This is a genomic window from Leptospira kobayashii (assembly GCF_003114835.2).
In the GTDB taxonomy this organism is placed as follows: domain Bacteria; phylum Spirochaetota; class Leptospiria; order Leptospirales; family Leptospiraceae; genus Leptospira_A; species Leptospira_A kobayashii.
On sequence record NZ_AP025028.1, the window covers coordinates 132,217 to 144,858 of the forward strand.

11 protein-coding genes are annotated in these 12,642 nt (G+C 41.1%); 3 read left to right on the plus strand and 8 right to left on the minus strand.

From position 1 onward, the window contains the following. Window positions 1–6: 6 nt before the first annotated feature. Both DI077_RS00645 and DI077_RS00650 read left to right on the plus strand, forming a co-directional pair. Window positions 7–1,860 carry a DUF1553 domain-containing protein gene (locus DI077_RS00645; protein ID WP_109021808.1) on the plus strand — a complete coding sequence of 618 codons (1,854 nt, stop codon included), beginning with the start codon at window positions 7–9 and terminating at the stop codon, window positions 1,858–1,860. Further along, window positions 1,850–3,172, plus strand: a complete 1,323-nt coding sequence (locus DI077_RS00650; RefSeq protein WP_242935296.1) for a DUF1501 domain-containing protein — start codon at window positions 1,850–1,852, stop codon at window positions 3,170–3,172. The genes DI077_RS00645 and DI077_RS00650 overlap by 11 nt, the downstream gene beginning before the upstream one ends. Window positions 3,173–3,175: 3 nt before the next feature. Here the strand turns inward: DI077_RS00650 and DI077_RS00655 are convergent, their stop codons facing one another. Next, the gene (locus DI077_RS00655; protein ID WP_109021810.1) at window positions 3,176–4,918 is read right to left on the minus strand and encodes a PA14 domain-containing protein; all 1,743 of its coding nucleotides are present in this window, start codon (window positions 4,916–4,918) and stop codon (window positions 3,176–3,178) included. Next, window positions 4,915–6,177: a porin gene (locus DI077_RS00660; RefSeq protein WP_167837209.1), complete on the minus strand. Its 1,263-nt coding sequence runs from the start codon at window positions 6,175–6,177 to the stop codon at window positions 4,915–4,917. Before DI077_RS00660 ends, DI077_RS00655 begins: the two co-directional genes overlap by 4 nt. Window positions 6,178–6,415: 238 nt before the next feature. Between DI077_RS00660 and gmd the strand changes: the two genes are divergently transcribed. Next, on the plus strand, window positions 6,416–7,444 hold the full coding sequence (gene gmd, locus DI077_RS00665) for a GDP-mannose 4,6-dehydratase (protein WP_109021812.1): 1,029 nt from the start codon (window positions 6,416–6,418) through the stop codon (window positions 7,442–7,444). A 45-nt stretch (window positions 7,445–7,489) separates the two neighbouring features. Here gmd and DI077_RS00670 read toward each other — a convergent pair whose 3' ends face one another. From DI077_RS00670 to DI077_RS00695, 6 genes are all read right to left on the minus strand, one after another. Continuing rightward, window positions 7,490–7,798, minus strand: coding sequence for an STAS domain-containing protein (locus DI077_RS00670; RefSeq protein ID WP_109021813.1), 309 nt, complete (start codon window positions 7,796–7,798; stop codon window positions 7,490–7,492). Between the two features lie 48 nt (window positions 7,799–7,846). Next, on the minus strand, window positions 7,847–9,058 hold the full coding sequence (locus DI077_RS00675) for a Crp/Fnr family transcriptional regulator (protein ID WP_109021814.1): 1,212 nt from the start codon (window positions 9,056–9,058) through the stop codon (window positions 7,847–7,849). 81 nt (window positions 9,059–9,139) lie between these two features. After that, on the minus strand, window positions 9,140–9,658 hold the full coding sequence (locus DI077_RS00680; RefSeq protein ID WP_109021815.1) for a tetratricopeptide repeat protein: 519 nt from the start codon (window positions 9,656–9,658) through the stop codon (window positions 9,140–9,142). A 23-nt stretch (window positions 9,659–9,681) separates the two neighbouring features. Next, window positions 9,682–10,737 (minus strand): vWA domain-containing protein, encoded by a 1,056-nt coding sequence (locus DI077_RS00685; RefSeq protein ID WP_109021816.1) that lies wholly within the window; start codon window positions 10,735–10,737, stop codon window positions 9,682–9,684. Window positions 10,738–10,769: 32 nt separating this feature from the next. After that, window positions 10,770–11,396: an NUDIX hydrolase gene (locus tag DI077_RS00690; protein ID WP_109021817.1), complete on the minus strand. Its 627-nt coding sequence runs from the start codon at window positions 11,394–11,396 to the stop codon at window positions 10,770–10,772. Continuing rightward, complete coding sequence (locus tag DI077_RS00695) at window positions 11,396–12,613, minus strand: ribonuclease D (protein ID WP_109021818.1); 1,218 nt, start codon at window positions 12,611–12,613, stop codon at window positions 11,396–11,398. Before DI077_RS00695 ends, DI077_RS00690 begins: the two co-directional genes overlap by 1 nt. Window positions 12,614–12,642: the final 29 nt, after the last annotated feature.

The following is a 12,642-nucleotide window of genomic DNA, read 5'->3' on the forward strand; positions in this document are numbered from 1 at the left end:
CATCCTATGCCCTACTTTAAAAATAATGGAAAGAATTTATTACCTAAAATTTTAACCATATCGGCTTTGCTATTTTCAATAACGTACATTGTATCTGTAAATACAGGAGCATCTTCCAGTTCGCATCCTTTGGATGTTTTTTATAAAAAATTATCTCCGAAAATAAAACTCGCCGAAGATTCCGTCGTATTGCGTAGGTTAGCTCTTCATTTGAAAGGAACCATTCCTTCTCCTGCCGAGCTCGGTGATTTTGCTTCTTCCGATCCGGAAGCCAGAGTAATCAATTACTCGATCAATTATCTGCGCGATCCGGGATTTGCGGAATACTGGGGAATGAAATTCGCATCTTTATTCAGAGATAAAACAAAAACAAGAAAGGCTCCGACCGGAGCATTTTACAAGTATTTGGCGGATTCGCTTCATTCGAATAAACCCTATGATGTGCTGGTAGGGGAAATGATGAATTCACAAGGCAATCTTGCGGAAAACCCTGCAACAGGATTCTATATCAGGGATAATGCCGATCCTTTGCAGGTGGCCGAATACGTAGGTCGCCTGTTTTATGCTAAACGAGTCGGATGCGCCAGATGTCATGATCATCCCTTTATCAAGGATTTTACCAGAAGGGATTATTATGCGGTGGCAGCCTTTTTCAGCCAACAGTTTGTACAGGATTGGTCCTTTGATTCGGATAAATTCAAAGGCCAGGATGTAGCTTATGTTCCGAGAGAATTAGAGGAACATTTACCGACTGCGGATCTGAAAACTTTGCAAGACAAAAATAACGAATGGTATCGTGAAAATTGGAACAAGTGGACGGAAGAGGAGAGGAAGGCATATCAAAAGAAACATGAACTCAAATACGTCACACTTTACAACCAACCGAAGTTGGGTTTACGTTTTCCCCATACGGATGACGCTCCCGGAGGAGATTTGGTTCGTCCGAAATTTTTAGACGGGACGGAACCGAAATTAAAACCGGGAGAAGATAGAAGAAAGGTTTTTTCGAATTGGCTAACGGATAGAAAGAATGACCGTTTTCGAAAAGTCATAATCAATCGCATTTGGACCGAGCTGATGGGATGGAGCTTCTTCACTCCGTTAGACGATTGGAATGCGGACACGAAACTACAAGGCGAAGAAATTTTAAATCATCTGGATCAGGTATTTGTAAAGCAGGAATACAGAATCAAGGATTTGATTTTATACATCGTCTCTTCAGACGCGTATGCGCGCTCTTATCCGGCGCCGAAAGATCCCGATCCCGAGGATTCCATCCGTTATTTTGCATCTCAAAGATTGAATCCCGATCAATTATTAAACTCCTTGATCAAAGCTTCAAATACTTTGTCGCTAAGTGGAATTTGGGAAAGAAAGATCGTTCCTTTGGATGATTTGGGAAATTTGGAATCCATCGATCTATCGGGAATGGGAACGGTTCGTACTCCGAAAGATCAACCCAAAGACATCACGACCGCTATCGAAGTGGAACGCCCCGCACCTTATCATAGTTTTTTAGCAGTATTCGGATCAGGTTCCAGAACGGATATAGATGATGACTTTTCTGAAATTACAATTGAACAGGTGTTAACTCTATTAAACGGACGGGTTACCGGAAAGATCACCTGGGATTTTGGAGGAAACGATTCTTTCCCCAAGAAAAAATTCGACGAAACCAAATCCATGACGAAGACGATGGATCATATTTATTTTACACTTCTCGGACGACATATGCATAAATCGGAACAGGATGTATTGATCAAACAATTACTCAAACCGGACAATGTGTACGATCGGGAAATATTGCAGGATCTTTCCTGGGCGATCTTAAATAGTCAGGAGTTTTTGCATGTCAATTAATATGAATTCATACGAAAGAAAGTTATTTCTCAAAAAAAGTATGGGGATTCTCGCGGGGGCTTTTATGGCTTCCTTACCGGCACATTCCCTGTTTTCAAAAGAGGCAGAGGACGCAGAACAGGAAGGAGAATTCACTCATAGCTCTCCGGTCAAATCCATCATATTCATCAATATGGAAGGAGGTATGAGTCATGTGGATACCTTGGATCCGAAAGCGAATAGTTCCTTTTCCAAAGTGGCATCTACCATTCCCGGAATCAATGTATTGGAACCCTTTGCCAAAACGGCCAAACAATTCAAACACCTAGGAATTGTTAGGAGCACTTGGAGTGAAGACGGAGATCATGGGTTCGGGCAATATCTCTTAAACACAGGTTATCGTATGCCGGAAGGAATGGGATTTCCCGACATTCCTCATTTCGGATCGGTGTTTGCTTATTCCAAAAAGAGAAATGAAAAAGGTTCTTATTTTCCTTCCTACGTTACGATGGGAAGTCGAAGCGGACGGATCGGAAATTCCGGCTTTTTGGGTGTTCCCTATGCGGGTTTTCATATCGGCAACCTGGACAATCCTATCAATCATTTGGTTCCTTCGTCCGGAAAATACAAAGACGAAAGACTGGTTCGAAGAAAGGACATTTTGGAAATGATGAATTCAGAGTTCGGACTTAGAAACAATTCTCCTCAATTGAAACTTTGGTCCGAGATGGTGAAAGCTGCGGATGAATTTAGAAATTCTTCACGACTCGCCAGCTTTGATCTTACCAAAGAATCCGAAGCAACTAAGGCTCGTTATGGCACAAGCTGGCAAGGTAAATCATTGCTAATGGCGAAAAGATTGGCCGAAAAAGAAGTTCCTTTCATTCAAATATCCATCGGTGGTTGGGATACGCATAATAACAATAAGGCGCAAATTGCGAAAATCATGAGCGAAACGGATCAAGGCATTGCTGCATTGATTGAAGATTTGGCAGCGAGCGGTTTATTATCCCAGACTGTATTTTTCCTCAGCACTGAATTCGGACGAACTCCCGATGTGGGAAGCCGGGACGGAAGAGACCATCATCCCAGAGTTTGGACGAGCCTTCTCGGAGGAGGCCCTTTTGAAAAAGGATTTGTGTTGGGAGAATCCGACGAAAAAGGGGAAAGACCTGCCAAATCAAGCGAAGCTTATCATCTACGGGATTTGATTTCAAGCATACATTATGCTTCGGGAGTAGACCCGGACGCTTCGCTTCCGAATTCTTTCGGTAGACCGTTTCCACTTTCTCCCCGTTCGGCGAAAGTGATCGAGGATGTAATTTCTCTTTAGGCTCTATTCGAAAATTTGAACTTCTTGTTTGGCTTTATCGTAACAGATTTCTTGTTTTTGATGTGATATGCATTTTTTTTCGGAAGAAGATAAGACGGTATCCTTTGAAATCATTTCTTTGATTTCTTTCGATTCTTGCTGGGAAATAGATTCGAATTCAGTCCAGGTATTTGATTTTTTCCATTTTGTTTTCACATAATCACCGTTCTTTGTTCCTAAGACAATGTAATCCGATTCATTCGGGTTCGGTTTGGAATAGGAGGGAAGTATTTTTATATTTTGAATCGGTTCTTTCCATTTGGGTCCGGGTTCCGCACGAAAGGAATCTCTCTCATTCCAAAGAATATAAAATTGCGAATCCGATTTGGAACGAACGATCATATCAATATCCAAATCATTGTCCAAATCCAGAAATAGAATTTCGCTCGGATCTTTTCCTACTTTCAACTCGATTGGATTTTTTAAAAAACCGAATTTGTTTTGGAACGCAATCGAAACCTTACCTGAGTAAGTCGGATGCGTAAAAACCAGATCTTTTTTATTATCCGAATTCAAGTCGTAAGAAAATACTTTGCCCGGGTAAAGAGGAAGAGGAACTGCTGTGGCGAATCTTTCTTTTTTTCCTTTGGCTCCGAGTAAGGTTCTCACAAATCCGGGTCCTTGCCATTCCAATTTCAAATATTTGCCTCCCCCTCCTTGAAAGTATTCGATTTCAATCGGTACAGGATCACCTTCATTCAGTTTGGTGGTTTCCGAGAACTCGGTCGGCCCCATCCAAGTCCACTGATCAATTAGAGTTTGGTTGGCTATTTTTACCCGAACTCCGTCATCGCTTGTGACAAAAAAAGTATAATCTCCTGTTACGGGAACTTGTAGAAAGGAAGAAAACCTTGCACAAAAATTTTCAAGCGGAACTCCTTTTGTAAACGGTTCTGCACTTGATATAAAATTCAAAACATCAGTTTTGTTTTTTAAAATCGGTTCTTTGAATTCCCTTCCTTTGAAATAATTTGCATCCCAGTTTGTTTCCGTGCCGAACGGAGTGACCAAGGAATATCCGTAATCCAAGGATCCGATCTTTCGGATGGTGGACTTGGAAAAGGACGGGCTCTCCCAAAGAAGTTCCGCATAGGCATCCCCACCCCGGTCATAGTATTCCATTTTCAGATTGTATTCTTTGCCTGCTGTTAAAGCGAGTTCTCCTGAAAATTCGGAGGTACCCATATCCTTCCATTGATCAATGATGAGTTTTCCATCTACCCAAAGTCTGGTTCCATCGTCCGTTCTTGTGGTAAATTTATACTTTTCGGAATAGGAAGATTTGATTTTGCCGATCCATCTGGCACCGAACGAATCTCCGGCGTAGTCCGGAGAAAAAGATTCTCCTCCGTAAGGAAAATAAATAGCCGATTCCTTTCCTGTTAAAATTTCCTTTTTTAGTTCAGGCTCTGAAAAATAATGCGCTTCTATATTGCCAACAAATCCTTGTTCTGTGGGACTTAAAAAATGCAGCAACCCTGTTTGATACTGGATCCCTGCGATCACCGGCAAATCGTTTTTGGTTTCCCATAAAGTCAGATCATCAAATCCGTTTTCAATATGGGTTTGAGAAACAAGTTTCGATTTGGTTTGGGAAAGAAGAGACAAACTTAATAAGGAGGTAACAATACAAAATACGGAAAGAATTTTTTTCCGATTTGTTTGTGTGCAGAAAAATAAATCTAATATTCGTTTGGTTATGATCATAAATAAATTTGCATCTGAACTCGGAATTGTTCCGAGCCGTAGTTTTGACTTACTTCACCGTCTTGGTGCGAGTAGTCAGCTTGGATTTTTAAGTTATGATCTTGGATATAATAAGAAAAAGCAATCCCTCTTTCCCGGCTGTAGGTAAGGGTGGGATCCGTTTTTGCAATAGGATAGTATTCTGAAAAACGAAATGCTACTCCCAATTTTTGCGTCAGTAAATAACCGAATTGAATCATTTCTCCTCGAGCGGATCTCGAGTATTCCCGTTTCAATTGACTGCCTATTTCCTTTTCCCGATAAGGAGCATCCGCATCACGTACCAAGTATTCTCCTGAAAGAGAAAATCCCTGCCACTTCAATACAAACTCTGCGCCGGAATGATTGTAGGTAAACCGGGCAAAATCATATGTATCACCGAAGGTTGAGAGTGTTCTGTTCGAATTTACGTTTTTCGCCCCGAAGACGGAAAAGGAAAGTTTGGGCGTTGTAGAATAATCCAGGTCAGGCTCTCCTGTATCCGTATAACAACCTAAAGGATAATATGTTAGTTTGGCGATGCTTAAGACCCCAGGTGAGCCGGATGTTTTATTTCTTCCGTCACCTCCGAATACCCCCACATTATAACCGAAATGATTCAATCCCAGAAAATTATTGGAAAATACCTGAGCACCTACATCCCGATCCAAATTCAATTCCCCATTCGAAATGGTTCGGTCGACAAACTCTTGTATGCCGTCGGAGATTACTCTTTCCCGGTTGAAAGGAACTTTCATCTGTCCACCCGAAATATTGAAATCTCTATATTTAGCATATGTTAGAACTGCATCCCTCAAAGGGACCGGCCTGTCTTTTTCCATATCTTGGTCGGAAAAACCCAACTGCATATAGTATTGCCAATCTTTGTTCATGACATAACCTCGTAGGGCAATTCTAGCCCTTCTCAGTTGTAGTTCCGTAGGATCACTGTCCGGGTTTGTGGAATTTCCCTGGGTGTATCTTCCCTGAAAGCGCAAACGGAGATTAAGAGACGCATCTTCGTCGGGAGATTCAAAATCCAAACCTTTTCCAAATGCCATACGGACTTTTGCCGGTTTTTCCGAATTTAGCTTCTCTTCTTTGGCAACGATTGTCTTTTTCGGATCGGTTTTCGTAGGAAGGGGAGAAGGGCTGTCGGTTTGAGAGTGGATTTTCGATACAGGTAGATAAAGTAGTAGAAAGAGAAGGAATATGAGGTATTTATCTTGGCTTTTAGGCATTTCGGCGGCCATTCCGCGCTTTCCGGGGATTTCCACGGTGCGAGATAATTACAAATTAATTACATGTTTTCCTGTCGTAAATTTAGGTCATCCGCTTTACCCCTCAGAATCATTTTGTGGTACCTCCGACAGTGGTTTTCACCCCCCTACCTCCAATCGAAGCCTGTAAAATCTTGAAAACCAGAAATCATTTTTCCTTTTCCAAAAAACTTAGTTCCAAAGACTGTTCCCATTATCTATGAAAAAAGCACTGATTACTGGAATCACAGGGCAAGATGGCTCTTACTTGGCGGAACTTCTCTTGGAAAAAGGGTACCAAGTACATGGAATCGTAAGACGAACAAGTCTATTCAACCGAAATCGTATCGAACACCTTCATGGAAATTCCAATTTAATTTTACACTACGGGGATATGACCGATTCCTCCAATTTAAATCGAATTTTAGAAAAAACCCAGCCGGAAGAGATTTATAACCTGGCCGCACAATCCCATGTTCAGGTTTCTTTTGAAGTTCCGGAATACACTGCCGAAGTAGACGGAGTGGGAACCTTACGAATCTTAGATGCAATTAAGCAGACAGGCATCAAATCCAGATTTTACCAGGCGTCCACATCCGAACTTTACGGTTTGGTACAGGAAATTCCTCAAACGGAAAAAACTCCGTTTTATCCCCGCTCTCCTTATGCCGTAGCTAAATTATACGCATATTGGGCGGTAGTAAACTATAGAGAAGCATACGGACTTCATGCTTCCAATGGAATTCTATTCAATCATGAATCTCCTAGACGTGGAGAAGCATTCGTAACCAGAAAAGTGACACTTGGTGTTGCTGCCGTAAAAGCAGGACAATTGCCTCATATTACTATGGGAAATATTGATTCCAAACGCGACTGGGGATATGCACCGGACTATGTGCAAATGATGTGGATGATGTTACAACAAGACAAACCGGACGATTATGTTGTAGCTACAAATGAAATGCATACTGTTCGTGAATTCATCGAAGAATCGTACCGAATCGCCGGTTTTGAAGTGGTTTGGGAAGGTAAAGAAGACAAAGAAGTCGGTAAAGATAAAAAGACCGGCAAAGTTTTAGTCAAAATCGATCCTAAATACTACCGACCTGCAGAAGTGGAATTGTTGATCGGAAATCCCGAAAAAGCAAAACAAAAGTTAGGTTGGGTTCCTAAAGTGAAATTCAAAGAATTGGTTAAGATTATGACGGAAGCCGATTTGGCATCTTACGGTTTGAAACCGGAAGCATAAACCAAACCAAACTTATCATGTAACGGGCATTTGGGGAAGGTTGGTTTAAAGGCCGAAAAATTGATCCAACATCAATTTTTTCAAAGTTTCTTTTAGCTTTTCCTGAATGTTCACGATTTTGACTGTTATCTTTTTCTCATCCGCTTTGTTTTTAAAAGAAAGAAGTCTCGAAATTCCCAAAGAACTAACAATTACAACTTTCTCCATATCTAAATAAACTTCAGTAGCATCTTTGTCTAAGATACTGCTCAGTGTTTCTCTGAGTTCGGGCGAATTTCCGTCCAGGATTTGATCCATAAAACGAACGCGGATCGTATTAGCTTTCTCTTCAATTAGTATTTTTTCGTTGTTCATGTTCTCTCGCATCTAGTGTGCGCAAATTAGAAACTAAGCAACTGAAATTTATTTCAGCTTTTTAAGTTTATTTTCCATCTGTGCTTTCTTATGATAAAATTGGACGAGTTTTTCCAGCTCCGCAGTGTCGGAACATACAATTTTTCCAAGATCCAGGCGAATAAATTTGTTTTGTTTGATAAGTTCAGCGATCAACAATTCATCTTTCGGATCGGTTAGCCCGATCATTTTTAAAAGATCTTTGGCGCCCAATTCGAAGTTGATCGTTTGTTTGGGAGCGACTTTCACCCTGTTTTTTTCCACAAGAGTCATCAATGTATCTACAATGCGTGCTTGGGAGTCTTTGAGTAGTAGGTTTGCAAGTTGTTTGTATGCGGTCCAAATTCTTTCGGACAATAACGTAATCAACCTTGTGGCAAGTTGCGGTTGCGCCTTTACCATTCCTTCAAAGTTGGCTTTGTTGATGGCAAGTAGTTCCACATCTCCCGATGCGATTGCGGAAGCGGAACGGGGCTTGTTGTCCAAAATCGCCATCTCTCCGAAAATATCTCCAGCTTGGAGGACGGCCAACATAACTTCGTTTTGGTTAACGATCTTGGAGATTTTAACTTTGCCTTGTTGGAGGATGAATAGCTCTTTCCCCGGTTCATGCTCGCAGAAAATCATTTCGTTGTCTTTGTAATTGCGATTGAACTTTGTATAGTCGATCGCAGCTGCGGCGAAAGGTTGGTTACTGGATTGCAAACGTAATTTTGCTTGGGGTACAAATTGTCCGTTCGGTAGATGTTTTAAATAACTTTGGTAAGCAAAAGTAGCATGGGGAATATTTTGTTGCTGGAAGTAATATTCGCCGATTTTAAATAATTCGTTCGGATCTTCCTCTACTGCATTTCGAAAGGAAAGGCGGGTAATCGTAGTATCGAACTGGCGCAACTTCATCGAGAAAAATCGAATGATGTTCATTGCTACGGCTGTTGATTTTTGAATCAATGTGCCGAATTGGTCGTAACTAACCGAGATTAAGGAAACATTTGTAAGTGAAGTAGCCGATTCAATTTGAGCGTGTTGGCTCATCGCCGCCACTACTCCGAAAAAATCCCCAGGTCCAAGAACTTGGTTCGGATCTTCTCCGACCACAGCAGTCTCCCGAGTAACGCGTACTTTCCCCTCACGTATGATATAGAAATTGTTCGCATCTTTCTTCCCTTCTACAATGATGTAGGAGTTTGCTGGGAAGGTTACCATTTGAAAAAATGACATCTTTGGATTACTCTAAGGCTTTTTCTTGTCGACGTGCCCATTTTATTATCGGAAAGCAGGGAGGCAATATTTTCCCAAAATTCATTTATTTTTACCTTCCGATAAAATTTCCAATTGCGAGAGTTCCATCTCCGCTTCTTGAGCGATCTTGGAAGAATAAGTGTTTGCTGTTATATCCTTAAGTATGGCGATGGCTTTTTCTTCTCTCCCCATTCTTACAAAAGCCCGTGCCGATTCGAGATAAGCATCAAGTCCTTCTTCCGTATTTGGGTAATCTTTGTACATCATTAGTTCGTTTTGAGCAAGTGCCACGGTATCCCTTGTTTTTCTGTAAGCACTGGAAAGTAATTTCCTAGCTTCCCACTCTTTTGGATGCCGTAAGTAAAGCACTAGAAAAAGTTTTAATTCCTCTATGGATTTTGTATAATTTCTGTCCTGAAAAAACTCATTTGCCTTTTGGAATAGCAGATTTCCCTGTTTGATTTCCTCAGCCTTATAGACTTCGGAAATTTTTTTCGGTTCCGCAGCCAGGGCGGGAAAGTTGAAAAATAGAACCAAAACCGAAAAATAGAAAATCAAAACCGTCGAATTCTGTCTCATTAGTTTCAATGTCGGCTGGTTTCTTAATCTCTCTGAAGAAGTTTTGTATCGGATTTGGCAAGAATTTTCGGAATATCGTCCACGGCCCAAAGTTCCAGAGAAGTCTCCCAGGCGGATTTTGGGTCAACGGTAAAAATCAGCTTTCCCTTACCGTTTCTACCTTCCTTGAATTGAACATCTGTTTGTCCCATATCAGCGATCCTTTTTTCCCTGATGGGAGGAAGCTCTTTGGTAAGATGAACTTCCTTTTTGGAAAAAACATTCAAATGAACCATATAATCCGTAATCGGTAATATTCCATCATACTCATAATGAAGTATGAATGTTTGCGAACCGGAATGACTCGAATAGGGGAGGATGCTGATGATTCTGATACCAGCTGGGCCGGTTTCCGATTCCACAATCTTTGGCGGAACGAAAGGGATACCCGGGGAAAATATGGACTGAAATGCATCTTCAATATCCTCCCGCTTTTTCACGGAGAAATACTTCCCGCTTCCCACTAGGGCGAGACGTGTCAAATCATCTTCAGCCCTTTTATCCAAATCGATTCCTATGATCTGTAGATTGAATTTTTTACCTTTGTCTTTGAGTATGCGCAAAGAATGCAAAGGATCTCCTTCACAACTTTCGATTCCATCACTGATAAAAATAATTTCCGTTTCATTCTCGGTTTGTAAAAGAAACTCACCGACCAAATCAATCGTTGCGGCAATCGGTGTGGAACCTGCGGGAATAATTCCTGTTAGTTTGTTTATAACGGCACTTGCCCCTCCTCTTTGGATGGGATGATAAAGTCTTGCTGAATTGCAACCTGCGATTCGATTTCCATAGGCGACAAGTCCCACTTCATTATCTTTCGGGAGCTTGGAAAGAAATTGAATCATTTGATCTTTTGCAATCGCCATCCTGGTAACACCATTCAATTTTTCAGTCATTGAGCCGCTGGCATCCAGGATAAAAACATATCGTTTACTGTTAGGTGAAGTCGGAACGATCGGAGTCGCAAAGATATATAGTATATAAAAGAGACATAAGAAGACAAGTTTGGATTTTTGATGTGAAGAAAGGAAACTCACCTATTGTACTTCGGTGAGAATCGGAAATTACCTTAGAGCAGTCGCGGGTTTAAAAAAGGCGGATGAGGAAGATTCGGTTCTACGAACTTCGGTTTGCGATCGAAATTGCCGAATTCTTTCAAAAAACGAAGGATCATTTCACAGGTGGCTCCCCACAAAAGGCCCTCTTCCAGATCAAAATAGCTGATGTAATCCAAAGGAATTCTTTTGGGAACGGACATTGCATAAAAGGGAGAACTCTGCAATTGGGACAAAGGAAGTAAAATCGTTTTTTCCACCTCGTCTTTGTTAAGTGAAAATTGGAAATCTCCGGAATACAAACATACAAAAGGTGTAATATGGAATCCTGTCCTGGTACTTAGGCCGGTATGTCTGCCCAGAGTAGTAAGAGAGTTTTTGGAAACTCCCATTTCTTCTTCCCATTCCCGGAGAGCACATTCCAAAAGATTGGGATCGGATTCTTCGTGGACTCCGCCCGGAAATGATATTTGTCCCGGATGGGATTTCAGATGAAGTGCTCTTTGTGTCAGAATGATTCCTTGCCCGTGGACCGGATCTTCGAACAAAGGCATAACTACACAGGAAATAATCTCGTTCGTATTTGGTTTTTCTTCCCAATCCTGCGAGAGAAAATTTGAAAGATTGGGAAGATCTAACATCACTCCTCTTTTTGAGAGTGGTTTTGTTTTTTTCTTTTTTTGGCGAGAAAGGCTTCTTTGGAACGAACGGATACTAGTTTACTCAACATGGAATCATTATGAACTCCACCGAGTGCAGTAAGCAGGGAAGGCCCGTAATTTTCCACTTTCCAATCCGAAAATACGTGAAGTGCTTTGAGTTCTTCTATGTTTTGCGGGTTGGCTCTCAGAATCGCAATTAATTGTTTGTTAGATGGAAGAAGGGAATGTTCCATTCGTCTGATCCGCATGACACGAAGGCGCCATTTTTTAGCGTTTTGAAACTTTTTGTCCTCTTCTTCATTCAAGTCTTCTCCATGCCGTTTGGACAATTCAGAGGTCTCGATCGGATCGCTGTATTCGCTGATTAAGAGTTTATAAATTTCGCTACCGTCTTTTTTTCCGAACCATTCCATACATTTTTCTTCATTCGGTTGTTCTTTGACGGCTTGCGATAAACGGTCGTTATTGAAGACACGAAAAGGAGCTTTATTTATTTTTTTTGCTTTTTCATCCCTGTAACGAAGTAGTTCCAAAATCTTTCTTCGTTCGAGAGGAGTGAAATTTATGATGTCGGGAAATTTTGCAATGTGGAATCCTTCTCCGCCTTTTTCCACATAATCTTCGGAAGCCGTAAATTCGAATTCCGATTTTGCTTCTTCATATAAATTTCTACGTTTTAATTCTTCTTCCATCTTGAGCCAGATCGTTTCGAGATAGGCTGTATCCAACGCCGCATAACGAAGTTGCTGCGTTTGTAAAGGACGGATTTCCCAATTGGATTTTTGTTCCACTTTGGAAAGAGAAACTTTGTGATAATGTTCCACAACGAATGCGAGAGAACTTTGTTCCATGGAAAGTAGTCGGGAGCTGATCATAGTATCCGCAACGTTCGTAAATTGGAATCCGAAATCCCGTTTTAACGCTTTGATATCATCCTGAGCGGAATGAAAAATTTTCAAAATGTTAGGATCGGCAAATAATGGTGCCAAACCCTTCAAATTTGTGATTTTGAGCGGGTCTATCAGATAGTTTTTTCCGTTGGAATTGATTTGAATGAGGCAGACTTTGGGGAAGTATGTGTAATATCCCGAGGATTCTGTGTCAATAGAAAGGATTTTAGACTGTTTTAGGTTGATGAGGGCAAGCTCCAAAGCTTTTGCCGTATCAACGAGAATATAGTTGGAATTGATTTGCATCTAATCGTGTTCGTAGAAATACTGCAATT